Genomic DNA, 24,950 nt, shown 5'->3' with positions numbered 1-24,950 from the left:
GGGATGTTTGATGCGTTGACCTTCGTCGCCTTGCGGCATAGCTGGCAGGCATGGCCCGTGTTCCTCTTTTGCAACTGAACGAAATATCCCTGACCTTTGGCGGCGATCCTGTCTTTGAGGACCTCAGCCTTGTGGTGCAGCCCGGCGACCGTGTGGCGCTGGTCGGCCGCAACGGCTCCGGCAAATCCACCTTGATGAAGGTGATGGCCGGGCTGGTTGAACCGGATAAAGGTGACGTGATCGCCGGGCCGGGCATTTCCGTGGGCTATATGGAGCAGGACCCTGATCTATCCGGCTTCGCGACATTGGGCGAATTTGCCGCGCACGGTCTGGAAGCGTCCGAGATGTATCTGGTTGAGCGGGCAGGCGAGGGTCTCAAGTTCGACCCCGCGCGCCCGGTTGAAACCGCCAGTGGCGGCGAACGACGGCGGGCGGCTCTGGCCCGGTTGATGGCAGGCAGCCCTGATCTGATGTTGCTGGATGAGCCCACAAACCATCTGGACATCGAAGCCATCGCCTGGCTTGAAAACGAACTGCGGCACAGCCGCAAGGGCTATATTCTCATCAGTCACGACCGGGCATTTTTACGCGCGCTGACGCGGGCGACACTCTGGGTGGATCGCGGTGCCGTGCGTCGGCAGGAAAAAGGGTTTGCCGATTTCGAGGCCTGGCGGGATCAGGTCTGGGAAGAGGAGGACACCCAGCGGCACAAGCTCAATCGCAAAATCAAGGCCGAAGCCCGCTGGGCCGTCGAAGGGATTTCCGCCAGACGCAAGCGTAATCAGGGCCGGGTGCGCGCCTTGCAGGATCTGCGTGCCGAACGCGCCGCGCAGATCAGGCGGCAAGGCACTGCGGCGATGGCGCTGGATGCGGGGCCAAAATCAGGCCGCAAGGTGATTGAAGCCACGGCCATCACCAAGGCATTTGCGCAAAACACCATCCTGAAACCTTTCTCCCTGACCGTTCAGCGCGGCGACCGCATCGCGCTGGTTGGTCCCAATGGTGTGGGGAAAACGACCCTGCTGAACATGCTGATCGGGCGGGAAACTCCGGACAGCGGCACCGTCAAGCTGGGCACAAATCTCGACATTGCGCTTTTTGATCAGGCCCGCGCACAGATCGATCCGGACATGAGCCTCTGGGACAATCTGACGGGCGATCCGGACATGCGCGTCTCCGGCAAGGCGGATCAGATCATGGTGCGCGGCGCGCCCAAACATGTGGTCGGATATCTCAAGGAGTTTCTCTTTGATGAGGCGCAGGCCCGCGCGCCGGTGCGTGCCTTGTCTGGGGGTGAAAAAGCGCGGCTGCTGCTGGCCAAGATCATGGCGCGGCCCAGCAACCTGCTGGTGCTGGATGAGCCGACAAATGATCTTGACGTGGAAACGCTTGACCTGATGCAGGAGCTTTTGGGCACCTATGACGGGACCGTCCTGCTGGTCAGCCACGACCGCGATTTTCTGGACCGCGTGGCCGCGACAACCATCGCGATGGAAGGCGACGGCAAGGCGACGGTCTACGCCGGCGGCTGGAGCGACTATATCGACCAGCGCGGTCAGGATGATTTTGCGCAAAGCGTGGTGAAATCCAGGCAGGCTCAAGGGCAGGAAAAGCCCAAAGCGGCGGCCAAATCCGGGCTGAGCTTTACTGAAAAGCACCGTCTCGAAGCCCTGCCAGCGGAACTGGAACGGCTTGAGGCTGAAATTGCAAAATTGGAAGTGCTTTTGAGCGACCCGAACCTCTTTTCCGAAAATCCGGTGAAGTTTCAGAAAGCGACGGATGCATTGGTCGAAAGACAAGCGAAATTGTCGGCGGCAGAAGAGGAATGGTTGCTGTTGGAAGAAAAAGCTTCCGCCTGATCTCAGCGCATCCTGAGCGCGCCGTCGATACGGATGACCTCGCCGTTCAGGTATCCCGCCTGAACGATGAACCCCGCCAAAGCGGCATATTCAGAAGGATCGCCTAATCGCGGCGGGCAGGGCACATCTGCGGCCAGTTGCGCCTGTATGTCTTCACCTAGGCTGGCCAGCATCGGCGTCATGAAAATGCCCGGCGCAATGGTCATCACCCGGATCCCCAGTTTCGCCAGATCGCGCGCCATGGGCAGGCATAGCCCTACGACGCCTCCTTTGGAGGCCGCATAGGCCGCCTGACCCTTTTGCCCGTCGAAGGCCGCGATGGAGGCGGTGTTTATGATCACGCCGCGCGCGCCATCGGGTTCCGGTGTGTTCTGCTGCATGGCCTCGGCGGCCAGACGGGCGACGTTGAATGTGCCGACCAGATTGATGTCGATTGTGCGCTGGAAGGCGCTGAGCGGATGCGGCCCGTCCCGCCCGACGGTCTTGATGGCATCCGCGATACCGGCGCAATTCACAGCGGCAGTGATCCGGCCCATTTTCTCCGTGGCCAGTTCAATGGCTGCCTTGACGGACGCTTCATCCGTGACATCGGTTTCGGCGAAATGCCCGCCAATTTCTGCGGCAACCGATGTGCCGCGATCCACGTCCCGATCCAGAAGGGTTACCTGAGCGCCTTGCGCGGCGAAATGGCGCGCGGTCGCTTCGCCAAGACCGGAAGCGCCGCCAGTGATAATGGCCGCGGTGTCTGCAAGTTGCATGGAAACTCTCCTGATCTGAACACTTGTTCAGTTAATCACGGGAAGGTGTGACTGTCTAGCCATTCTCCATCAGAGCACGGTCCAGACGGGCAAGAGGTCGGAGCAGGCGCGTTATCGGCGACCACCAGAGCCATGTGCCACCCAGCCGGTTAATCTGCGCCCCGGTGCCTAACTTGAACCGCGCGAGCCCCTGTCCGTCCTCGGTGTCGATCAACCCCAGATCAAGCTGCGCAAGGCCTTTTGACTTCGCCCAAGAGATCGCCGTCCACAGCAGCAGCGTGTGCGCAGAAGCGATCCGCCCGGCCGGTTTGCTGTGACCCATATGATAATGCGCGGAATTTCCGTGCCGCAGGATCAGAATGGCCGCCAGGGGCTCCTTTCCCCAAAAAGCAGTGAAAAGCTTGGCATGACTGCGGTTTTCGCGCCCGTAGGCCAGGGTCAGCGCCAGCGGCCAATTGCGATACCGGCGCTTGAGTTGTTGGCGCGCCTCTGCCTGAAAAAACCAGTGATTGGGATCATCGGGCATGTTTTGACGCGTCACACGCAAGCGCTGTTTTTCCCCATGCTTCAACCGGTTGCGCCATTTCTGATGCAGGTTCTTGCGTAAATCCTGCAAGTCCGGCGACAGATCAAGCGAAGCTTGGGTCGCGGGGCTCACCAAGGGCAGCGCGCCGATGCGTTGAAGTAGCATCGGTTGATCGGGCGCGATGATGACCGGGCTTTTTGTTCCAATGGCACGGGCGGTTTGTCGAATGTCATCCGGCAGATCCGCGCGCGGGCGCGTCATCATATGCACCATCACCCGGCCAAAACTTCTTTGCAGGATGAGCGTTCCATCCGCCGTGCGCAGATGCGGTGTCCGAGTTGCGGCCAGCGCACGCTCAAACTCCGGGCTCTGTTGCAAGGGGATGTCGGGGGCGATCGGGGCGGCATCAAACATGACCTGCATTAACGCCCTTGAAACCTAATTCGTGGTTAATCGCGTCATGAAAAAAACTGTCCAAGGCATATCCGCCCCCGCTCCCCGCCTGACCAAAACCGCCGCATTTCTGATCGCCACAGGCATGTCGATCCCGGTTTTCGCGGTTCTGACGTTGGTTGAGTGGCTCTGGTTCTAGCCCAGTTGCACCAACGCGTGGCGTTTTTTGCCGGCGCTCAATTTGATCGGGCTTGAAAGCGCGTTTGCGTCGATCATCAGCCCGGCATTGGTCAGCGGCTGGTCATCCAGACGCGCGCCGTTTTCGGCAATCAGACGTTTGGCCTCCTTGCCGGAGCCCGCAAGCCCTGATTTCACGAACAGTTGCACAACGGATATGCCGTCGCCCAGATCACTTTCCGAAAGCGTCAGTGTGGGCAGGTCATCCCCGACGCCACCCTTTTCAAAGACTTCGCGCGCCGTGGCCTCCGCCGCTGCCGCCGCCTCGGCACCGTGCAAAAGCGTGGTCACCTCATTGGCGAGCCGCACCTTGGCTTCATTGATCTCAGCGCCTTCCAGCGCACCCAGCCGGTCACATTCATCAACGGGTAATTCGGAATAGAGCTTCAGAAACCGCCCGACATCCGCATCGGTGGTGTTGCGCCAGAACTGCCAGAACTCATAAGGCGACAGCATGTCGCCGTTCAGCCAGACAGCACCCGACTGGGATTTGCCCATTTTCTTGCCATCAGATGTGGTCAGCAGCGGCGAGGTCAGACCGTAGACCTCGCCATCAATCACCCGGCGCGTCAGGTCGATCCCGTTGACGATATTGCCCCATTGGTCCGAGCCGCCCATCTGCAGGATGCAGCCGTAGCGTCGATGCAGCTCCATGAAATCATAGGCCTGCAAGATCATGTAGTTGAACTCCAGAAACGACAGCGACTGTTCGCGATCAAGTCGCGATTTTACACTCTCGAAACTGAGCATCCGGTTGATCGAGAAATGGCGTCCGATGTCGCGCAGGAAATCAAGGTAGTTGAGATCATCCAGCCATTCGGCGTTGTTGATCATCATCGCGTCGGAAGGTCCGTCACCGTAGGTCAGATATGCCGAAAACACCCGTTTGATGCCGGCGATATTGTCGTCGATGGCCTGCGCGTCCAGCAAGGGGCGTTCATCGGCGCGAAAGGACGGATCGCCCACTTTGGTGGTGCCGCCGCCCATCAATGTGATCGGCTTGCCGCCTGTTTTCTGCAACCAGCGCAACATCATGATTTGAATGAGCGATCCCACGTGCAGGGATTTCGCCGTCGCATCAAAACCGATATACCCCGCGCGCCCACCTTTGAGCAGCGCCTCATCCAGCCCTTGATAATCGGTGCAGTCCGCGAGAAAGCCGCGCTCCATCATCACAGCGACAAAATCTGATTTCGGGTGGTAGGTCATCTTGCTTGCTCTCGGCTTGAATTGCGCCCACTCTATAGGCGGTGAGCAGACAAAGGAAAAGGCTTTGAAAAGGGCCATTGAAAAAACCGGCATCGTGACGGCCTTGGGCGCGATGAGCGGCACCTCACTTGACGGGGTGGATGCGGCCATTCTGCGCACGGACGGGGTGGACATCGACGGATTTGGCCCATCGTCTTACCGGCCCTATTCGCCCACAGAGCAGAACGTCCTGCGTGGGGCTCTGGGGCAATGGTCCGGCGATGCGGTCGACGCGGCAACGGATGTTGTCGAGCAGGCGCATCTGGCCCTTTTCGAGCAATTCGATGACTATGATCTGGTGGGGTTTCACGGTCAGACCCTTGCCCATGCGCCGCGCACAAAAGGCACATTGCAGGTGGGGGATGGCGCGTGGTTGTCGCAAGCTTTGGGGCGCCCGGTTGTCTGGGATTTTCGCAGCAGTGACGTTGAGCTTGGTGGCGAAGGCGCGCCGCTGGCACCGTTTTTCCATTTTGCCTGTGCCCGGCACATCGGTGCCACAGACCCCCTGGTTTTTCTTAATCTCGGTGGGGTTGGCAATCTGACATACGTGAACCCCACGTTCCAACGGGCGGAAGAGGACGGGGCGCTTCTGGCGTTTGACACAGGCCCGGCCAATGCGCCGCTGAACGATTTGTTGCAAACCCGGCTGGGCATCGCCTTTGATGAGGATGGCCAGATCGCGCGGCGCGGCACAGTTGAACAGGGCGCTTTGGAGCTTTTTCTGGCGGAGCCCTACTTTTCCCGTATTCCGCCCAAGTCACTGGACCGGAATGATTTTTCGGAAATGATCGCCTTGGTTGCCGAGTTGCAGGACGCGGATGCGGCGGCAACTTTGACAGCCATGTGCGCCGCAGGGGTGGCGGAGGGGATTCAGCATTGCCCGAAGCCACCCGAACAGGTTCTGGTCACGGGTGGCGGGCGGCATAATCCGGTATTGATGGAAATGTTGGCGGTGTCACTTGATTGCCCGGTGCGCGCCGTTGAAGCGGTGGGTCTTGATGGCGATATGCTTGAAGCACAGGCTTTTGCCTATCTGGCCGTACGGGTAGCGCGCGGGTTGCCCACATCCTGCCCCGGTACCACCGGTGTCAGAGCAGCCGTTGGCGGGGGCATCGTGAGTTCACCATCAGCCACGGACATCGCCGTATAACCGCACCCGTCACGGGGCACGCGGAATGTCAAAACCGGGCGGTGCGAGTTCAAACCCCTCAAACTGAAACCCGGGCGAAACGGTGCAACTGACCAGCGTATAATCGCCGGTACTGCGCGCCGCTTGCCAATGATGGGCTGGAACGATGATTTGCGGCGCGCCCTTCGTCAGGTCCGGCCCAAGCAAGTGGTCTGTTGCGGGCCCCGCGTCATCCGCACTCATGGAAAGGATGAGCGGCGCGCCCGCGTGATAGAGCCAGATTTCCGTGGCATCCACCCGATGCCAATGGCTGGTCTCACCCGCGGCGAGCAGGAAATAAATGCATGTCCCGCTTGGGCGTCCGGGCCCTTCGGCACCCCAGGTCTGACGATAGTGACCGCCCTCGGGATGGGGTGAAAGATTAAGGCGGGCGATGATCTCCTGTGCTGTCATGGGGGCAGGTTAATCTGCGTGGTGGGGCGGGCCAAGGGAGACTTGTGTGAAAATCATCGTCATTGGGGCCGGGATCATGGGCGCGCTGATGTCCTACCGGCTGGCGGAGGCAGGAGCCGACGTTACCTTGCTGGAAGCGGGCCAACCTGCATCCGCCGCTTCGGGCGCATCGTTTGGGTGGATCAATGCCAATTTTTTCCTCAACGAAGATCATTTCCGTTTGCGCTTTGCGGGCATTAACGCGCACAGGCGGCTCCTGCGCGATCTGGGCACCCGCGCAATTGGCTGGCCCGGTGCGCTGGTCTGGGAAGAGAAGGGCGGTAGATTTGATGCACAGTATAACACTCTGAAGGAATTGGGTTATTCAGTACGGGCGGTCAACGCGACAGAGTTCGCCACACTGGAGCCCCATGTTGTCCCACCGGAACGCGCATTGCTCTTTGAAGAAGAGGCCGTTGTCGATCTGGTGGCGCTGACCGGGGACGCTTTATGCGCGGCGACCGCCAATGGTGCAAAACTGATTTCAGGTGTCCGCGCGACGGATCTGATCGTCGGGAACGGTGAAATTGTCGGTGTCAGGACAGGTGCGGGCGACCTGCAGGCAGATCAGGTTGTTGTCTCGGCAGGGGTTGGCACGCAGGCGCTGTTGCAGAACGTGGATGTCCCGGTCCCGATGTTGCACAGGCCCGGTTTGATCCTGCGCTCGGAGGTGTTACCGCCGCTTTTGTATCATGTATTGGCTGCCCCGGATCAGGAATTGCGCCAGACGCCGGAGGGATATCTTCTGGCACCAACGGCCGCCAACCATCAGGCAGATGACGCGGACCGCATTGCTGAAACACCCGATGTTCTGGCAGATCGCGCCGCGCTCCGTGTGCAAAAGATGCTGGATCGCGCATTCCGTTGGGAGCGTGTGAGTATGGCAGAAAGACCCATGCCAGAGGATGGATTGCCAGTCATTGGACCCTGCGGACCACAAGGTCTCTATGCGGTGACGATGCATTCCGGTGCCACATTGGCACCGCTGGTAGCAGAACTGGCAACAGCGGAGATTATGGGCGTCGGCCTCTCAGGTGAGCGGACGCGCCTCTTGTCGCCCTACCGACCGCAGCGCTTCACAGAATGAATTCATAAAATACCAAAGACGCCTCTGTACCCGGCGGCAATTCGGAATAAGGGCCCCGTTCGACAAATCCCAGTTTCTCATAGAGTTTGCGCGCACCTTCAAATTCTTTGTTTGTATCCAGCAAGATACGCGCATATCCATCGGCCCGGGCCTGGTCTATCAAGGCCTGCGAGACCATTTTCCCGGCACCCGATCCACGGGCTGCATCTGTTACGAAAACGCGCTTTATCTCGGTATCAGAGCCGTTCAGCGGGTGGCTCATGCCACATCCCACCGGCACGCTATCGCGTTCTGCCAGAAAGATAATGCCTTTGGGTCGGGCATGTTTCACGGGCAGGTCGGCCATCAGCGTCCGATAGGCGTCTTCGGGGTAAAAGACGCTCGCCAGTTTGCGCATGTTGGGGTTAAAATTGAGCAGATAGTCGCGGTAGGCCCAACACAAGGATTGCACGGCGGGTAGGTCGCGCGGCATGTCTGCCGCGCGGATCGAAATACCAGCCATTAGCGCAGAATGGTGCGCCCGGCGTATTCAGCCGTTTCGCCCAATGCTTCTTCGATGCGGATCAATTGGTTGTATTTGGCAAGCCGATCTGACCGTGCCAGTGATCCGGTTTTGATTTGCCCGCAGTTTGTTGCGACCGCCAGATCGGCGATGGTGGCATCCTCTGTCTCGCCGGAGCGGTGCGACATGACATTCGTGAAACCCGCGCGGTGTGCCATATCCACGGCTTTGAGCGTTTCGGTCAAGCTGCCGATTTGATTGACCTTGACCAGCATTGAATTGGCCGATCCGCGTTCAATGCCCATGGCCAACCGTGCTGGGTTGGTCACAAAAAGATCGTCGCCCACAAGCTGCACGCGATCGCCGAGTGCCTGTGTCAGCGCCTTCCAGCCGTCCCAGTCGTCTTCGGACATCCCATCTTCAATGGAAATGATGGGGTAGTCGTTGACCAATGCTGTGAGGTAGTCGACGTTTTCTTCCGACGAAAGCGTTTTGCCCTCGCCCGCCAAAACATATTGGCCGTCTTTATAGTATTCGGTCGCCGCGCAATCCATGGCCAGGTAGATGTCATCGCCCGGCTTATATCCGGCTTTCTCAACGGATTTCAAAATGAAATCAAGCGCATCCCGTGTGGAGTTAATGTTGGGGGCAAAGCCGCCTTCGTCGCCGATCCCGGTGGAAAGACCCGCCGCAGAGAGCTCTTTCTTGAGTGTGTGAAACACTTCGGAGCCCATGCGAACGGCCTCGCGGATATTGTCCGCAGCGACCGGCATGATCATGAATTCCTGAATGTCGATGGGGTTGTCGGCGTGTTCACCCCCGTTGATGATGTTCATCATTGGTACCGGCAAGACCCGCGCCGAGGTGCCACCAACATAACGGTAGAGTGGCTGAGCGCAAAAATCTGCCGCTGCCTTCGCGGCGGCCATGGAAACACCGAGAATGGCGTTGGCCCCCAGTCGTCCCTTGTTGTCGGTGCCGTCGAGTTCGATCATGGTTGTGTCGATATCGACCTGTTCGGTGGCATCGATGCCCACAAGCGCTTCGGCGATCTCGCCATTCACCGCAGCGCAGGCTTCCAACACGCCTTTGCCCATGTACCGGGATTTGTCGCCGTCGCGCCGTTCTACGGCCTCATAGGCCCCTGTCGATGCGCCGGACGGCACCGCAGCGCGGCCCATGGTGCCATCTTCTAGGATCACATCGACCTCCACCGTCGGGTTTCCCCGGCTGTCAAGGATTTCACGGGCGTGGATGTCGATAATGGTGCTCATGGCAGGCTCCTTTGATCACTGTTGATCGCGTCATAGCGGGATGCGCCGCACATGGAAACCCTTAGGCGCTGTTAGCGCGAACATTCCTTTCCCGCCAAAGTGTGTAGAGGCCCGACGCAACGATGACCGACGCACCAAGCAAGGTCATCGTGTCGGGGTTTTCATCAAAGACAAAGACACCCACAATGAGGGCGAAAATGATGCGTGAATAGCGAAAAGGCGTGACAAAACTGACCTCGCCGATGCGCATCGCGGCCACGATCCCGTAGTAGGCGATCATGCCGATCAGCAGGGCAATCGTGTAGTAAACCCAATTGGACGGCGACAGCGGCACCAGAGTTGTCCCGTTGAACCAGATCAGCAGGGCCGCGGCTGGGATCAGCACAAGAAAAGCCAGGAAACTCAATTGCATCGTGGATGTTTCTTTGGGCACGCGCCGGGTGGCAAGATCGCGGATGCCCAGACCGATGACGCCCTGCAAGGCAAACAGAGACAGCCAGCTGAAGCTCTCTGTGCCCGGGCGGATGATCAGCAAGACGCCAAGGAACCCGACCAGAATAGCGGACCAGCGTCGCCAGCCGACGGCTTCTTGCAGAAAAAGGGCAGCCCCCAGGGTTACAAAGAGAGGCGTCGCTTGCAAGATGGCCGAAGCTGACGACAGAGGGGTCAGGGCAATGGCAGTTACAAAACCGATGGTGCCGATGAGTTCGCCAATAGCGCGGAGCAGGATCGCGCGCGTCATCATGCTGCGGGTAAAAAGCGGCTGGCCTTGCATGATCAGGATGCCTGCCGCGAGTATCGCACTGCCAACGCCCAACATCCCGATGATCTGACCCACGGGCAGGGCAACGGCCATGAACTTGATCAACATGTCTTCGACTGCGAAGCCGAGCATGGCGAAGACCATCAGGGCCGCGCCGCGTAAATTTTCCATGGGGTTTCCTGCCGTGCCTTTGAAGCGGGTCTAGGGCGTGGGCCGGGCGAAGTCCATGTGCCTACGGGATTTTATCCGGATGGTCGAAAAAGGCCGAGCGTCCCGAGCGTTTGTGCCAGGCTGCAATCAACTGGTTGGCCGATTGCGCGGCGGGAGCTGTGGAATCCACGATGAAATCATAGGTCATTCCGGCATGCACGGTCTGAAAATCCACTGCTGCCGAGCCTTTGAAGCGATCTCCGCGGGCGATTTCGCGGGCTTGCAGCACATCAAGCGGGCAGTGGAGGCCGACGAAAAACAGATCTTGGTCCACAAGCGTCTGGCGTAATTGCGGGACATCGACATGTTGATCGAGAATATGCTCTAGAATCAGATTGTTGCCTTCCGCCATGATGACGCCAACCGAGTGCGCGAAGGCGCTTAGGAAAGCGGGGCGTAAACTTGACCAATTAAATTCGCCGGATTGAATGCGCGCCGACGGCAGGACGCCTGCGTCTTTGATGTGGTCAATGGAGTAGTGCCAGAAGGGCGCGTCGATTGTGCTTTGCAGCGCGCGGGCCAGGGTGGATTTGCCGCTGCTGGAGGGGCCATGCAGCAAAATGATCTTGCCCGGCGGCACGGTTATTCCTTTTTGAGCGGTACGCCGTAGAGCTCAAGCCGGTGGCCGCGCAGTTCATAACCCAGTTTTTTGGCGATCCGGTCTTGCAGCGCCTCGATTTCGGCGTCGACGAATTCAATGACCTCGCCGGAGTTCATGTCAATGAGGTGGTCATGGTGATCGCGCTCGGCATCTTCGTAGCGCGCACGCCCGTCGCCGAATTCCAGCTTGTCCAGAATGCGGGCTTCCTCAAAGAGTTTTACCGTGCGGTAGACCGTTGCAATAGAGATACCGGCATCAATTGCCGAGGCTCTTGCATAAAGCTCCTCGACATCAGGATGATCCGCGCTGTCTTCGAGCACCTGAGCGATGACGCGCCGTTGCCCGGTCATGCGCAGGCCTTTGTCCTCACAGCGTTTGATGATCGAATTGTTCATGCCAAGACCCTTGAACCGTGGCTTGCAGGTTTAACGGGATTCACTAGGCGCTGCCAGACGCGATTTGCGGTGGCTGTTGACTTCTGGCCCGTAAACCCCCATGTGCCTGACAAGCGAAGCCTTCTGCCGCGTGAGCAGTCATGAGCGCCCGGGATGATCCCCGTCAGATGCGCCAAATTCAAAGGCCCGCCGATGTTCCCAAAATCACGCGTGGGTCCAAGCGCAGCGGACAGGTGTGGGCATATGGCCTCGCTTGCGATCCGTTCTGTGTGTCCCAAGCGGTGTCCGAGCGGGCATGGCAAAGATTATGTGCGTGCCGGTCCGGTGCGCTGGAAAGAACTGAATGAGCGATTTTGATATGATGGACCTGCCTGCCAAGCTGGTGGCACGTCTGAAAGCGATGGGTCTGAAGGATCCGACACCGATCCAGAAACAGGCCATTCCTTATGCGCTGAACGGGCGCGATGTGATGGGTCTGGCGCAGACGGGTACCGGTAAAACGGCGGCCTTTGGCGTGCCGCTGGTGGCACAGATGCTGGAACTGGATGGGCGACCTGCGCCGAAATCCGTGCGCGGTCTCGTGCTGGCGCCGACGCGCGAGCTGGCCACCCAGATCAGCGTGAACCTGCGTGCCTTTGCTGAAAACACGCCGATCAAGGTGGCGATGGTTGTCGGTGGCCAGTCGATCAATAACCAGATCAAAAGACTTGAGCGCGGAGTTGATCTGCTGGTTGCCACACCGGGTCGATTGCTTGACCTGATGGACAGGCGCGCCGTCCGTCTGGATGAGGCGGTGTTTCTGGTGCTGGACGAAGCCGACCAGATGCTCGACATGGGGTTCATCCACGACCTGCGCAAGATCGCGAATGTGATCCCGAAGGAGCGGCAGACGATGCTCTTCTCTGCCACCATGCCCAAACAGATGAACGAATTGGCGCAAAGCTATCTGCGCAGCCCCATTCGCGTGGAAGTCTCGCCTCCGGGTAAGGCCGCCGACAAGGTCACGCAGGAAGTACACTTTATCGCGAAATCGGAAAAAGCCGGTCTGCTGATCGAGATGCTGGACAAGCACCGCGAAGAACGCGCGCTCGTCTTTGGCCGGACGAAGCACGGCTCGGAAAAGCTGATGAAGACGCTGGTCAAGGCTGGCTATGCGGCCGGATCAATCCACGGTAACAAAAGCCAGGGGCAGCGGGATCGTGCGATTGCGGCCTTCAAATCGGGTGAGATCAAGGTGCTGGTGGCCACGGATGTCGCGGCACGCGGTCTCGATATTCCGGATGTGAAACACGTCTACAACTATGACCTGCCGAACGTCCCGGACAATTATGTACACCGGATTGGCCGCACCGCACGGGCGGGCAAGGATGGCGCGGCCATTGCTTTCTGTGCGCCCGACGAGATGGGTGAATTGAAGGCCATTCAAAAGACGATGGGCATCAGCATTCCGGTGGGGTCAGGACGCCCATGGGAAGCCGTGGATATCCCCGAAGGAGCCAAGCCCAAAGGGCGGGGCCGGGGCAGAGGACGCGGTGGTCGCCCGCAGGGTTCCGGCAACACCAATGCAAGCCAGCCGCCGCAGGGCAAAAAGCCGGGTGGCGGACGACGCCGTCGCCGGGGTGGTGGCAAACCCGGTGGAGGTCAGCGCGCTGCCTGACCTGTGGAAGGCGGTCAAAAGGCGGGGTCTGTGCCCCGCCTTCCTGGATCAGGTGTAAAGCGAAGGGACGCCCAGTTGATCGTGGATGCCGTTCACCGATTGGGCATCCAACCCCAGACCCTTGGCCAGTTTGTGCAGGTATTCCGCCTCTGACTGATTGTCGAGGTTGATGCCGAGAACGGAGACCGCGTAGACCTGTTGTTCCATTCCGCGCGGAACCTGTGCGACAAGCCCATCCACATCGACGGGCGCGCCGAGTTCTTTTTGCACAAACGCGGCTTCTTCCGCATCGACATCGTCGCCCAACTGCCCCAGCAGTTTCTCACGTTCCGCGTCATCAAGCTTGCCATCCGACTTGGCCGCCTGGATCATCGCGCGCAACATCAAAGCTGCGGCGGCTTCCTGATCTGCGCTGGGTTCGATCTCCGGTTCGGGGGTTGCATCAAACGACGAATTCAGCACTTCGCCGAAACTGCCCTTGCTGGTTTGCGGGCGGCGTTGTGCCTGCCCGGCCAATGCGCCGAGCAATCCACCCGCACCGGCGCCACCGGCAAGACCCGACAGCATATCCTGCAGCCCACCGCCTTTGCCACCGGCCAGCCCTTCGAGCAGCCCCCCAAGCCCACCGGGCATGCCGCCAGCGGACCGCGCTCCCGATTTTCCGCCCAGCAAACCGCCCAACATGTCTTGCAGATCGCTGCCGCCGCCAGCTGAATGCTGGCCGCCAAAGGAACGTCCGCTGCCCGCACGGCCTGCGGCATCGCGTACCATGCCACCCAGACCGCCACCGCCGCCCTTCATCATGCTTTGCGCGCCTTTCGCAACGGCAACGCCGATGGCTACCTTTGCCAATGTCTTCATCAAACTCATTTCGAAAATCCCCACCTGATCAATTGATAGGGGGCAGTCTGGCATCATTTTGGGGGCGCGTAAGGGGAATTATTTTTCAACGGCACCTTTTTGCTGCGAAGGGCCTGCTGCCAGAAGGCCGCACAATTGACAATTCCCAAGGGCCGACGCCATCTGAGATATGGAACGAAAATCACACATCGACGCTTTCGGAGCGACCGCACTGATCGCCTTCGCCTTGCATCTGGCGTTCAATCAAGTGGTCATCAAATGGACCAATGGTGGTTTTGGGCCGGTCTTTGCCGCTGGTCTTCGTTCTGCCGGCGCGGTCGTTATCTTGCTCATCTGGATGAAGATGCGTGGGGTCAGCTTTTCCGTACCGCGCGCGGCCATTCCCGCAGGCATTGTCAGTGGTACGCTCTTTGCGCTTGAATTCATGTGCCTTTTCACAGCCCTGGATTTCACGACCGTTAGCCGGGCATCGGTTATTTTCTATTCCATGCCTGTCTGGCTGGCGCTCATCGGGCATTTTCTATTGCCGTCAGATCGCATGAGTGGTTTGCGCAGCATCGGGCTTGTGATGGCCATGGGCGGCGTTGCCCTGGCCTTGCTTGACCGCAGCGATGTGACAGCCAGTACAAAAGGAGATGTTCTGGCACTTACCGCCGCAATTTGCTGGGCGGGGATCGCCCTTTGTGTCAAAGCCACGCCCCTCAAGGACGTGCCGCCCGCGCAGCAATTGATGTTTCAGGTCGCAATCTCTGCCCCCTTGTTGCTGTTTGCATCTTTGTTCGCGGGTGATTTTGTGCGCGATCTGCAGCCCGTCCATGTCGCGGGCCTGCTATTTCAGATCATCGCTGTGGCGAGCCTGGGGTTTCTGGCATGGTTTTGGCTGCTGTCGATTTATCCGGCCTCTTCGGTCGCCTCGTTCAGCTTCCTGTCGCCGGTATTTGCGGTGATTCTGGGGTGGTTGATCCTCGGCGAAGATGTGGGTCCAAAGGTCTGGATTGCCCTATGTCTGGTCGCCGCGGGTATCTACCTGATCAACCGAAAACCCGGAAACGGCTGAAAATCACGTCCCGCAAAAGGTTGCGGCAACCCTCTGTGCCTTGCTCGGTGCGCGCATCAGTTCGGTGTCGGTTGTGTCATAGGGGTCGGACACGGCCTGCAACAAGCGGTGAAAAGGCGCGTAGTCGCCGGCCACAGCCGCTGCGATCATTTCCTCGATCCGGTGGTTACGCGGGATGATCCGAGGGGAGGCAGCCCGCATGGTTTTTTCGGCTTCGGTGGCGTCCTTGAGGCGCGCGCGCCATCTCAGATGCCACGCATCAAAGGCATCGCGGTCAACAAACTGGTCGCGGGCATTGCCACGCGCAAGCGCATCGAACGTGTTGGTGAAATCCGCACCGTCCTTCTGCATGAGCGCAAGCAGATCCTCCAGCAGGCCCATGTCCTCAGGCTCAGGTTCCTTAAGCCCGATCTTGGCACCAAACCGCTTGCGCCACGCCTCTTCGATCTGGCCGGGCATGGCGTGCACGATTTCTGTCGCTTCATCGACCATGGTTGATGGATCGTCATATTGTTGCAGGAGCGATGTGGCAAATTGCGCCATGTTCCAGACGACGATACGCGGCTGATTTGAATAGGCGTAGCGCCCCATCTGATCAATCGAGCTGAACACGGTATCGGCATGATATTCATCCAGAAACGCGCAAGGACCATAGTCGATGGTTTCGCCAGAAATCGTGCAGTTATCGGTATTCATGACCCCGTGGATGAAACCAACGGACATCCATGCCGCAATCAGATCAGCCTGTGCTGCGCTAACGGCGCGCAACAACCCCATGGGACCTGTCGCATCGGGGTAGTGCCGATGGATCGCATACTCAGTCAGTTGCCTGAGTTCGGATTTCTGGCCGCGATGGGCAAAAACCTGAAAGGTGCCCACACGCAGGTGGCTGGCGGCAACGCGCGTAAAGACCGCGCCCGGCAGAACCGTCTCGCGGATGACGTCCTCGCCGGTCAGGGTGGCGGCAAGTGCGCGGGTTGTCGGAATGCCCAGAGCATGCATTGCTTCGGACACGACGTATTCGCGCAGGACCGGCCCCAGCCAGGCACGACCATCTCCCATGCGGGAATAGGGCGTCGGGCCGGATCCTTTTAATTGGACATCGCGGCGGAGACCGTCGGTGCCAACCACTTCCCCCAGCAATATTGCGCGCCCGTCTCCAAGTTGCGGGTTAAAGCTGCCAAACTGATGGCCCGCGTATAATTGCGCCAGCGGTGTGGCACCAGGCGGCACGGTCGCGCCGGAAAAAACGGCGACGCGGTCCTCTTCGGTTGCATCGGTGATGCCAAGTAACCGCCCCAGCTCCTCATTGTAGGCGACCAGTTTGGGTGCGGGCACCTCCGTCGGGTTCAACCGTGTGTAGAAAGCCTCAGGCAGCCGGGCGTAACTGTTGTCAAAGGGCGCAGAGAAGGTCATTCACCCGATATAGGGATTTCAACGGGTGCACGCCAGTGATCGGATTTTCAATTCAAAGCGGCGTGATCCGCAAAGTTTAGAACGCGCGGCTCATCAGCATCGACTTCGGGCGCGCGGAAAAACCGGCCCGACCATAAAGACGCTGTGTTTTTTCCGCATCGCGATCCACTTCCAGATGCAACGCCTTCAGCCCGGCGGCCGCAAGAGCGCGGGGCAAGGTCTGCAAGGTTTCCGATGCGATGCCGCGTCCGCGCACACCGGGGCGGATGTAGAGCTCATCGATAAAACCATCCAGCCCGCCGAATTCAAGCGACCAGCCAAATGTGATCACCACGTAGCCGATGGGCGCGCGCGCAGGACCAATCAGATAGGCCACGCCATGCGGTGAGCCATCCAGCAACGGCGAGATACCGGCGCGACGCGCTTCTGCACCCAACGCGATGCCGTTTTCCTCATGAAAAGCGGCCACGAGTGCATCAAGACGGTCGAGATGTTCCGGCGTTGCCAGTGTGAGTGCAGCGCTCATAGCCGGGCCAGCCGTTCTGTCAGGAGCGAGAAAAACCCATCCGCGTCAAGGTCATTGATAAAAAGCGCATTGGGCGGGCGATCCGTGACCCCCCACCAATCTGCGACCGTCATGCCCATCGTGAGCTCCGAGCCGGTTTCGATCTCCACATTGATATGACGCCCGGAAAAGAGGTCTGGCCGTAGCAGATAGGCCGTCACGCAAGGGTCATGCAAAGGCGCCCCATCAGAGCCGTATTTTTCCTTGTCAAACCGTTCAAAGAAATCAGTCATCTGTGCCACAGCCGTACCCACAGGTGTCTCAAGATTTCTGAATGCCTCGTTGCGGTCGGGCGTTACCAGAGCCTTATGCGTCACATCGAGCGGCATCACGACAATATCAATTCCGGATTTAAACGCAATTTCAGCAGCTTGCGGGTCGACGTAAATGTTGAACTCTGCCGTGGGCGTGATGTTGCCAACTTCGAAATAAGCACCCCCCATCAGGACGATTTCCTGAACACGCTCTGCAATGTCGGGTGCTTTGTTTAATGCGGTCGCGATATTGGTGAGCGGACCAAGCGGGCAAAGTGTCACCGTGCCGGGCGGTTCTGCGCGCAAGGTTTCGATGATGAAATCGACGGCGTGTGTTTCCTGAAGCGGCATCTGCGGGTCTGGCAGGACAGGCCCGTTCAACCCGGTTTTGCCGTGTACATGCTCGGCAGTTACGAGATTACGCCCAAGAGGCCTGTCGCAACCGGCATAGACCGGAACGTCGGGTTTTCCCGCTAACTCACAGATAATACGCGCATTTTTTGACGTAAGTTCGAGAGGAACATTGCCAGCGACACATGTGATCCCGAGCACGTCGATTTCTTCCGGACTGGCCAGCGCAAGCAGGATTGCAACTGCGTCGTCTTGTCCGGGGTCCGTGTCGATGATGATTTTTCGTTGTACCATTTGGCCTGTTTGCCGCTCGCTCCAAAGATTGTCCAGCGCACTTTGTGGAGCGGCGCAGGCTTTGAGGATGTTCCGGTGCGGTCGCGGGCCGGTTCACGCCCGAGGCGCGGGCAATTAGCCTTCAGATATTCAGGAACATTCCATAAGAAATCAATGCTCAGGCTCACCCAAAAGATCCCGGCGGGAACATGAAAATGACGCTTCGAAGGCTTGGCGGCATTTCGCCGGGACGTCAGCGCTCTTTAGCAGATTTTTCTTCCGATTTCACGACGTCCCAAAGTGCGTCCATTTCTGCCAGATCACTCTGGGTGGGTGATTTGCCGTTTTCGGCCAGCTTTGCTTCGATCTTTTCAAACCGGCGGGTGAATTTTGCGTTGGCAGCGCGCAGTGCCGCTTCCGGATCGAGCCCAAGGTGACGCCCCAGATTGGCCATGACGAAGAGCAGATCGCCAAACTCTTCTTCGATTTCAGCTTGCGTCAGCTGATCGCGCGCTTCCACCAACTCGTCCGCTTCTTCCTTGATCTTGTCGAGCACCTCATGGGTCGAGGGCCAGTCAAATCCGACGCGCGCCGCCCGTTTTTGCAATTTCAACGCGCGCAGCAGGGCCGGCAAGCCGATGGCGACACCATCCAACGTGCCCTGTTGCGCCTTGCCCGCCCGTTCTGCTGCTTTGATCGCTTCCCAATCCGCGGTTTGCTGGTCGGCGGATTTATCGCGGGACGCATCGCCAAAGACATGCGGGTGCCGGGCAACCATCTTGTCTGAAATGGCCCGCACCACGGATCGAAAGGTGAAATGGCCTGCTTCTTCACCCATGGCCGTGTGATAGACCGTTTGCAACAGCAAATCGCCCAACTCGCCCTCAAGCTCTGACCAGTCGCGCCGCGCGATGGCATCGGCAACTTCGTAAGCCTCTTCAATGGTATAGGGGGCAATGCTGTCGAAATCCTGTTCAATGTCCCAGGGGCATCCTGTTTGCGGATCGCGCAGGCGGCGCATGATTTCCAGAAGGCGGTCAATTCCGGCGTTTGGGTCGTGGATCAGGTCTTCAGCCATTGCAGCGCGCCTATCTGTCGTGTCACATGCACCTGACAAAGAAACGACCAAGGAGTCCACCCCATGCCTGTCGTAAACCGGATCGCCGATATGAGCACCGAAATGACCGAATGGCGTCAGCATTTGCACACCATTCCCGAGCTTGGGCTGGAGTGCCATCAGACCGCCGCGTTTGTGGCCGAAAGGCTGCGGGAATTCGGGGTTGATGCCGTGCATGAGGGGATCGCCAAAACCGGTATCGTTGCGATCATCGAGGGGCGTGGCGCGGGACCAACCATCGGATTGCGCGCGGATATGGACGCTTTGCCGATGACAGAAGAAACCGGTGTCGAATACGCCTCCAAACATCCCGGAAAGATGCATGCCTGTGGTCACGACGGGCATACGGCGATGCTGCTGGGGGCGGCAAAATACCTGACCGAGACGCGCAATTTTGCCGGTCGGGTGGCGTTGATCTTCCAGCCCGCAGAGGAATTCGGCGGCGGTGGCGAGGTCATGGTGCGCGAAGGCATCATGGAGAAATTTGAGATCAGTCAGGTCTATGCGATCCACAACGCGCCGGGCAAGGATTTCGGCAAGTTCCACACAACGCCCGGGCCGATCATGGCGGCGGCCGATACGTTTCACATCCATGTCACGGGCAAGGGCGGGCATGCCGCGCGCCCCTTCGATGCGATTGATCCGGTAGTGGCGGCCTGTTCGATTGTGCAGGCCTTGCAGACCATTGTCAGCCGTAATCACAACACCAAGGACACGCTGGTTGTCTCCACCACGCAGATACACACCGGAACGACCGACAATGTGATCCCCGAAACCGCCTATATCAACGGCACTGTGCGCACCTTTGACAAGGAGGTACAGGCCATGGTGGTCAAACGTATGGAAGAGATCGTTGCCGGGCAGGCGGCGTCCTTTGGGCTCAAGGCAGAGCTGACGTTTGAATTCGGCTATCCGCCGACGGTCAATGACGCCGAGAAAGCCGCTTTCGCTGCTGAGGTTGCCGCAGATGTGGCGGGCGCTGCCGGTGTCGACGACAGGGTCACGCCGGTGATGGGTGCGGAAGATTTCTCCTATATGCTGGAGGCACGGCCCGGCGCCTATCTGATGCTGGGGCAGGGGGACACGGCAGGCGTTCACCACCCGAAATACAATTTCAATGATGAAATAGCCCCGATCGGTGCCTCGTTTTTTGCGCGCATCGTCGAACGTGCCCAACCGGTGGCAGGGGCCTGAAAGATGGCTTTGGAAGACGCAAAGACGCAGATCGACCACGCTTTCACCCGCGAGGATTTGAAAGGCCCGAGTTTCGAGCTGACATTCGGGGGCGCGCTGTCGTTTTTGCGGCGCAAGTACACCAAGGACCTGAGCGGCGTGGACATCGCCGTGACGGGGGTGCCTTTCGATCAGGCCGTGACAAACCGCCCCGGAACTCGCCTTGGTCCGCGCGCCATTCGCGAAGCGTCGAGCCTTCAGGCTCCGGATGCGCCCTATGGCTGGCCTTTTGATGTGCTCAGCGAGCGGACGATCATCGATTATGGCGATCTGGCCTTTGACTACGCGGATATTCCTTCCTTTCCGGACAGGCTCAGCGACCACATTCGCGGCATCCTGAACGCAGGCGCAGCCAGCGTTGTGCTGGGCGGCGATCACTATATCAGTTTTCCGATCCTGAAAGCCTACGCCGAGAAATTCGGACCCATCAGCCTGTTGCAGTTCGACGCACATACAGACACCTGGGTAGATGACGATTTTTCGCGCGTGGATCACGGGACGATGTTTTACAAGGCGGTGAAATCCGGCATCGTCGATCCGGCCACATCGGTACAGGTGGGCATTCGTACGACCAACGCGGACACATTGGGTGTGAACATCATTGACGCGCGCGAGGTCCATGAAACAGGCCCCGGGGCCGCTGTGGCAAAGATCAAATCCATTTTGCGGGATCGCCCCTGCTATCTGACCTTTGACATTGATGCGCTGGACCCGGCCTATGCACCCGGCACCGGCACGCCCGTCTGGGGCGGGCTGACCTCTGCACAGGCTGCCTTGATGTTGCGAGACCTGGCGGGGATCAACATCCGCGGTGGAGATATTGTTGAAGTCTCGCCCCCGTTTGATACTACGGGCGCGACGGCGATTGCCGGGGCGCATGTTGCCACCGAATTGCTGTCCCTGCTGGGGCACCGGATGCGCGAAGAGGCGTGAGAATGAAAAAAAAGAACCAGCCGATCAGCGGCAACGAACTTGCGCGCTTTTCGGGGCCGGGCAGCTTCATGCGTCTGCCGTATGTCAATGATCTCAAAGGGCTGGATGTCGCCTTTCTGGGCATACCGATGGATATTGGCACCTCATGGCGCTCCGGCACGCGGTTCGGCCCCAAGGAGGTGCGTGCGCAAAGTGCGATGATCCGGCCCTATCATATGGGCACGGGGGCCGCACCCTTTGACAGTTTGCAATGCGCCGATATCGGTGATCTCGCGATCAATACATTCTCGCTCGCTGACAGCCTCAAAATCGTCGAACAGAGCTATGACGCGATCCTGAACTATGACGCGATGCCCATGGCCATCGGGGGCGACCACTCGATCACTCTGCCGATCCTGCGGGCCATGCACAGGCGTTTCGGTCCCGTGGCGCTGATCCATGTGGACGCCCATGCGGATGTCAATGACGAGATGTTCGGAGAACGCGAGACCCATGGCACGGTTTTCAGGCGTGCCTATGAGGAAGGGCTGATCATCCCCGAAAAAACCTATCAGATCGGGCTGCGCGGGACCGGTTACACGGCCGAGGATTTCACCGAAGCGCAGAAATGGGGTTTCCAACAGTTTCCCGCGCAGGAGCTTTGGCACAGAAGTCTGGCATCGCTGGGCGGAGAAGTGCGACGTGACATCGGCGCTGACGTGCCGGTCTACGTGACCTATGATATTGACAGCCTCGACCCGGCTTTTGCCCCTGGTACGGGCACTCCTGAGATCGGCGGGTTGACGACATCACAGGCCATGGAACTCATCCGGGCACTCAAGGGTTTGAATATCGTGGGCTGCGATCTGGTAGAGGTCTCGCCCCCCTATGACACAACCGGCAACACGGCCCTTGTGGGTGCCAACCTGATGTTTGAACTGCTCTGCGTTCTGCCCGGTGTGGCCTATCGTTGAGGCGGAAGGTGCCTTCGACCCCCGAGGAGCCGATGAATGAGGCGCAGAATGATCACAGGTCTCCTTGTGCTGATCTTGGTGGGTGCTGCGCTGATCCTCTATGTTCGCGTGGTGCCGCTGGAGGCGGCGCGCTGGCATAGGCCCATTGAGGCCGCATCGGATCAAGACCTGACCGGCGGAGCGATCCGTGTGCTCGATGGGGATGCCGCCTTGTTTGGCCGTCTGGACAACGCTCTTGGCGCTCTGCCGCGCACAAAGGTGCTGGCCGGGTCCGTTGCGGAGAACAGGATAACATATGTCACACGCTCGGCGTTTTTCGGATTTCCAGACATAACTACGATCGAATTGCGTGATGGCCAGATCAGGATGTTTGCCCGGCTGAAATTCGGCGCGTCAGATCTGGGCGTCAATCGCAAACGACTGGAGGGGCTGATCGCTGCTGTCCAATGAGGAGGACAAACATCCCTGCTGCACTTCGCGCCACATCGGCACATTCAGTGACATCTGGCACTGAGCCATGAACATTCGGCCATCCACTTGCAGGCAAATGGTCTGACCCAGTTCGACCCGGTCGCCGGATTTGTCAGTGCAGTAGCATTCAACGGTTTTGCCACTTGGGCTTGTCACATCAGCGATGCCCGGCACCGCAAGGCAGATCAGAAGGAAAGTCAGACGTCTCATAAGCTCAGAATAGCATGGTCGCAGCCCTTGACCAATGGCTTTCAATATTGGACATCATCCGCATGATCCCACGCGACAGACTAGAACAGATTACATCCCGTTTTGAATATCTCGAAGCGGCCATGGCCACTGGCGATGCCGCTGCTGACATTGCGTCTTTGGCAAAAGAATATTCCGATCTGCGCCCGGTCGTGGAACAGATCACCGCATATCAGCAATTGCAAAGCGATCTGGAAGATGCTCAGGAAATGCTCGCTGACCCGGATATGGCGGAACTGGCGCAGGAGGAAATCCCGCGGATCAAGTCGGCTCTGCCGGAGGCGGAGGCGGCATTGCAACTGGCGCTGCTGCCAAAAGACAAGGCCGATGCCAAACCGGCTATGCTGGAAATCAGACCAGGTACGGGGGGCGATGAAGCGGCCCTTTTTGCCGGTGACCTGCTGCGCATGTATCAGCGCTATGCCGAAGCGCAGAAATGGCAGTTCGACATCATCGAATTGCAGGAGACCGAGCTGGGGGGCATCAAGGAAGTTGTCGCCCACGTGAAGGGCCAGGATGTCTTTGCTCGGCTGAAGTTTGAGAGCGGCGTGCACCGTGTGCAGCGGGTACCGAGCACCGAGAGCGGCGGGCGCATCCATACATCGGCAGCCACTGTGGCGGTGCTGCCCGAAGCCGAAGATGTGGACATACAGATTGACGCAAATGATCTGCGCATTGATACGATGCGCTCTTCCGGGGCCGGCGGTCAGCATGTGAACACCACGGACTCGGCCGTTCGGATCACGCATATTCCCACGGGCATCGTCGTGACGAGCTCGGAGAAATCGCAACACCGAAACCGCGAGATCGCGATGCAGGTCCTCAAGGCGCGGCTCTATGACGCCGAACGCAACCGGGTGGACAGCGAACGATCGGCAGATCGCGCGGCGCAAGTGGGGTCGGGGGATCGCTCTGAACGCATTCGCACCTATAATTTTCCGCAAGGGCGGATGACCGACCATCGCATCAACCTGACGCTCTACCGTCTGGATGCGGTCATGCAGGGTGATCTGGATGAGATCGTCGATGCGCTGACCGCCGATGCGCAGGCCCGCATGATGGCGGAGATGGGGCAGTGACGGCGGCTGAGGCCATGGTGGCCGCGATGGCACGGCTGCGCGCGGCGGGTGTGCCTGATCCTGCACGCGATGCGCGGGTGCTGTTGGCCCATGCGGCGTCGGTCGATGCGGCGCGGGTTACCCTGATTGCCCCCGAAGACATCGCGCCGGAAATTGCCGAGCGCTATGACAATCTGGTGTCGCTGCGGGCGGTGCGCGTCCCTGTCTCGCAACTGATCGGCGCGCGGGAATTTTACGGACGGGCCTTTGACATCAGCCGCGATGTGCTGGACCCGCGCCCTGAAACCGAAACGCTGGTCGAGGCCGCCTTGTCAGAACCTTTTGACACGGTGCTGGATCTGGGCGTGGGCTCAGGCTGTATTCTGGTGACATTGCTGGCCGAATGCACGGATGCATCTGGGGTTGGTATAGATATATCGGAGGCGGCTTGCCTGCACGCAAGTGCCAATGCGGCGCGACACGATGTGGCCGGGCGTGCGGTGATCCTGCAATCGGACTGGTTTGGCGCGGTGGACGGGCGCTATGATCTGATCGTGTCCAATCCGCCCTATCTCGCCGCTTCCGAGATGCAGGAGGTGCAGCCGGAATTGCGCGATCACGAGCCACGACTGGCGTTGACGGATGAACACGACGGGCTGTCGGCCTATCGGGTGATCGCTGCGGAGGCGCAGGGGTATCTGAAGGCGCAAGGTCGCGTGATGGTTGAAATTGGCTGGAAGCAAGGGCCAAGTGTCCGGGATATATTCACTGCGCAAGGCTGGGGGGAGGTTTCGATTCTCCCTGATCTTGGAGGACACGACAGGGTTGTATCTGCCTCAAAACCAGGCTGATTGCGCCTGAAATCGCAGGAAAAATCAGTAAAACTGTGGAAAATTTTGTATTACCTCTTGCAGCGAAACGCATGGCGTGCTTATTCAACCATGTTGCAGCGGTGGATACCCCAACAGGTGATCCCGCGCGGCGTTATGCCCAACATATCGACACCCCGGAAGTCTAGCGGCGCAAAG

At 59.1% G+C, this 24,950-nt stretch carries 27 protein-coding genes; 12 read left to right on the top strand and 15 right to left on the bottom strand.

Annotated elements, in window-relative coordinates:
* Positions 1–50 precede the first annotated feature (50 nt).
* Positions 51–1,859, top strand: coding sequence for an ATP-binding cassette domain-containing protein (locus Q0802_RS01395; RefSeq protein ID WP_298912485.1), 1,809 nt, complete (start codon positions 51–53; stop codon positions 1,857–1,859).
* Positions 1,860–1,861: 2 nt separating this feature from the next.
* Here the strand turns inward: Q0802_RS01395 and Q0802_RS01390 are convergent, their stop codons facing one another.
* On the bottom strand, positions 1,862–2,617 hold the full coding sequence (locus Q0802_RS01390; protein ID WP_298912482.1) for an SDR family NAD(P)-dependent oxidoreductase: 756 nt from the start codon (positions 2,615–2,617) through the stop codon (positions 1,862–1,864).
* A gap of 55 nt (positions 2,618–2,672) precedes the next feature.
* Positions 2,673–3,566, bottom strand: a complete 894-nt coding sequence (locus Q0802_RS01385) for a GNAT family N-acetyltransferase (protein ID WP_366523289.1) — start codon at positions 3,564–3,566, stop codon at positions 2,673–2,675.
* 37 nt (positions 3,567–3,603) lie between these two features.
* Here Q0802_RS01385 and Q0802_RS01380 point away from each other — a divergent pair, with 37 nt between their 5' ends.
* Entirely contained in the window at positions 3,604–3,735 is a 132-nt protein-coding gene (locus Q0802_RS01380; RefSeq protein WP_298912479.1) for a hypothetical protein, read from the top strand.
* On the opposite strand, the gene tyrS is transcribed toward Q0802_RS01380, so the two are convergent.
* Entirely contained in the window at positions 3,732–4,982 is a 1,251-nt protein-coding gene (tyrS, locus tag Q0802_RS01375) for a tyrosine--tRNA ligase (RefSeq protein WP_298912477.1), read from the bottom strand. The two genes, Q0802_RS01380 and tyrS, sit on opposite strands and share 4 nt — an antisense overlap.
* A gap of 64 nt (positions 4,983–5,046) precedes the next feature.
* On the opposite strand from tyrS, the gene Q0802_RS01370 reads away from it, so the two are divergent.
* Positions 5,047–6,171 (top strand): anhydro-N-acetylmuramic acid kinase, encoded by a 1,125-nt coding sequence (locus Q0802_RS01370; protein WP_298912474.1) that lies wholly within the window; start codon positions 5,047–5,049, stop codon positions 6,169–6,171.
* Between the two features lie 9 nt (positions 6,172–6,180).
* On the opposite strand, the gene Q0802_RS01365 is transcribed toward Q0802_RS01370, so the two are convergent.
* Positions 6,181–6,603 (bottom strand): cupin domain-containing protein, encoded by a 423-nt coding sequence (locus Q0802_RS01365; protein WP_298912471.1) that lies wholly within the window; start codon positions 6,601–6,603, stop codon positions 6,181–6,183.
* A gap of 46 nt (positions 6,604–6,649) precedes the next feature.
* Between Q0802_RS01365 and Q0802_RS01360 the strand changes: the two genes are divergently transcribed.
* Positions 6,650–7,729, top strand: coding sequence for an FAD-dependent oxidoreductase (locus Q0802_RS01360; RefSeq protein WP_298912468.1), 1,080 nt, complete (start codon positions 6,650–6,652; stop codon positions 7,727–7,729).
* Here the strand turns inward: Q0802_RS01360 and Q0802_RS01355 are convergent.
* From Q0802_RS01355 to Q0802_RS01335, 5 genes are all read right to left on the bottom strand, one after another.
* Positions 7,719–8,231: a GNAT family N-acetyltransferase gene (locus Q0802_RS01355; RefSeq protein ID WP_298912465.1), complete on the bottom strand. Its 513-nt coding sequence runs from the start codon at positions 8,229–8,231 to the stop codon at positions 7,719–7,721. The genes Q0802_RS01360 and Q0802_RS01355 overlap by 11 nt on opposite strands.
* Positions 8,231–9,505, bottom strand: a complete 1,275-nt coding sequence (gene eno, locus Q0802_RS01350; RefSeq protein ID WP_298912462.1) for a phosphopyruvate hydratase — start codon at positions 9,503–9,505, stop codon at positions 8,231–8,233. Before eno ends, Q0802_RS01355 begins: the two co-directional genes overlap by 1 nt.
* Positions 9,506–9,566: 61 nt before the next feature.
* Entirely contained in the window at positions 9,567–10,439 is an 873-nt protein-coding gene (locus Q0802_RS01345; RefSeq protein ID WP_298912461.1) for a DMT family transporter, read from the bottom strand.
* 61 nt (positions 10,440–10,500) lie between these two features.
* Entirely contained in the window at positions 10,501–11,058 is a 558-nt protein-coding gene (locus Q0802_RS01340) for a chloramphenicol phosphotransferase (RefSeq protein ID WP_298912458.1), read from the bottom strand.
* A 2-nt stretch (positions 11,059–11,060) separates the two neighbouring features.
* Positions 11,061–11,474, bottom strand: coding sequence for a Fur family transcriptional regulator (locus Q0802_RS01335; RefSeq protein ID WP_298912455.1), 414 nt, complete (start codon positions 11,472–11,474; stop codon positions 11,061–11,063).
* A gap of 343 nt (positions 11,475–11,817) precedes the next feature.
* On the opposite strand from Q0802_RS01335, the gene Q0802_RS01330 reads away from it, so the two are divergent.
* Positions 11,818–13,131 (top strand): DEAD/DEAH box helicase, encoded by a 1,314-nt coding sequence (locus Q0802_RS01330; protein WP_298912449.1) that lies wholly within the window; start codon positions 11,818–11,820, stop codon positions 13,129–13,131.
* Between the two features lie 48 nt (positions 13,132–13,179).
* Here Q0802_RS01330 and Q0802_RS01325 read toward each other — a convergent pair whose 3' ends face one another.
* Positions 13,180–14,001 carry a tellurite resistance TerB family protein gene (locus Q0802_RS01325; RefSeq protein WP_298912446.1) on the bottom strand — a complete coding sequence of 274 codons (822 nt, stop codon included), beginning with the start codon at positions 13,999–14,001 and terminating at the stop codon, positions 13,180–13,182.
* 160 nt (positions 14,002–14,161) lie between these two features.
* Here Q0802_RS01325 and Q0802_RS01320 point away from each other — a divergent pair, with 160 nt between their 5' ends.
* Complete coding sequence (locus tag Q0802_RS01320) at positions 14,162–15,049, top strand: DMT family transporter (RefSeq protein ID WP_298912443.1); 888 nt, start codon at positions 14,162–14,164, stop codon at positions 15,047–15,049.
* Positions 15,050–15,052: 3 nt separating this feature from the next.
* Here Q0802_RS01320 and Q0802_RS01315 read toward each other — a convergent pair whose 3' ends face one another.
* The 4 genes from Q0802_RS01315 to mazG form a co-directional block, all read right to left on the bottom strand.
* Entirely contained in the window at positions 15,053–16,465 is a 1,413-nt protein-coding gene (locus Q0802_RS01315) for a protein adenylyltransferase SelO (RefSeq protein ID WP_298912440.1), read from the bottom strand.
* Positions 16,466–16,541: 76 nt separating this feature from the next.
* Entirely contained in the window at positions 16,542–16,991 is a 450-nt protein-coding gene (locus Q0802_RS01310; protein WP_298912437.1) for a GNAT family N-acetyltransferase, read from the bottom strand.
* Positions 16,988–17,929 carry a nucleoside hydrolase gene (locus tag Q0802_RS01305; protein WP_298912434.1) on the bottom strand — a complete coding sequence of 314 codons (942 nt, stop codon included), beginning with the start codon at positions 17,927–17,929 and terminating at the stop codon, positions 16,988–16,990. The genes Q0802_RS01310 and Q0802_RS01305 overlap by 4 nt, the downstream gene beginning before the upstream one ends.
* A 232-nt stretch (positions 17,930–18,161) precedes the next feature.
* The gene (mazG, locus tag Q0802_RS01300) at positions 18,162–18,986 is read right to left on the bottom strand and encodes a nucleoside triphosphate pyrophosphohydrolase (protein ID WP_298912430.1); all 825 of its coding nucleotides are present in this window, start codon (positions 18,984–18,986) and stop codon (positions 18,162–18,164) included.
* 63 nt (positions 18,987–19,049) lie between these two features.
* Between mazG and Q0802_RS01295 the strand changes: the two genes are divergently transcribed.
* The 4 genes from Q0802_RS01295 to Q0802_RS01280 are packed head-to-tail and all read left to right on the top strand — an operon-like array spanning position 19,050 to position 22,594.
* Complete coding sequence (locus tag Q0802_RS01295; protein ID WP_298912427.1) at positions 19,050–20,219, top strand: M20 aminoacylase family protein; 1,170 nt, start codon at positions 19,050–19,052, stop codon at positions 20,217–20,219.
* Between the two features lie 3 nt (positions 20,220–20,222).
* Complete coding sequence (gene speB, locus Q0802_RS01290; RefSeq protein ID WP_298912424.1) at positions 20,223–21,191, top strand: agmatinase; 969 nt, start codon at positions 20,223–20,225, stop codon at positions 21,189–21,191.
* A 2-nt stretch (positions 21,192–21,193) separates the two neighbouring features.
* The gene (speB, locus tag Q0802_RS01285; protein ID WP_298912420.1) at positions 21,194–22,144 is read left to right on the top strand and encodes an agmatinase; all 951 of its coding nucleotides are present in this window, start codon (positions 21,194–21,196) and stop codon (positions 22,142–22,144) included.
* A 48-nt stretch (positions 22,145–22,192) separates the two neighbouring features.
* Positions 22,193–22,594, top strand: a complete 402-nt coding sequence (locus Q0802_RS01280; protein ID WP_298912416.1) for a DUF1499 domain-containing protein — start codon at positions 22,193–22,195, stop codon at positions 22,592–22,594.
* Here the strand turns inward: Q0802_RS01280 and Q0802_RS01275 are convergent.
* Positions 22,538–22,825: a hypothetical protein gene (locus tag Q0802_RS01275; protein WP_298912414.1), complete on the bottom strand. Its 288-nt coding sequence runs from the start codon at positions 22,823–22,825 to the stop codon at positions 22,538–22,540. The two genes, Q0802_RS01280 and Q0802_RS01275, sit on opposite strands and share 57 nt — an antisense overlap.
* 62 nt (positions 22,826–22,887) lie before the next feature.
* Here Q0802_RS01275 and prfA point away from each other — a divergent pair, with 62 nt between their 5' ends.
* Both prfA and prmC read left to right on the top strand, forming a co-directional pair.
* Positions 22,888–23,943: a peptide chain release factor 1 gene (gene prfA / locus Q0802_RS01270; protein ID WP_298912411.1), complete on the top strand. Its 1,056-nt coding sequence runs from the start codon at positions 22,888–22,890 to the stop codon at positions 23,941–23,943.
* A 14-nt stretch (positions 23,944–23,957) separates the two neighbouring features.
* A complete protein-coding gene (gene prmC / locus Q0802_RS01265; RefSeq protein WP_298913532.1) occupies positions 23,958–24,773 on the top strand; it encodes a peptide chain release factor N(5)-glutamine methyltransferase in 816 nt (271 codons plus the stop codon).
* Positions 24,774–24,950: the final 177 nt, after the last annotated feature.

The organism is uncultured Roseobacter sp. (genome assembly GCF_947495275.1).
In the GTDB taxonomy this organism is placed as follows: domain Bacteria; phylum Pseudomonadota; class Alphaproteobacteria; order Rhodobacterales; family Rhodobacteraceae; genus Roseobacter.
Note: the sequence above shows the minus strand (reverse complement) of the source record. Positions and strands in the feature narration are given on the sequence as shown.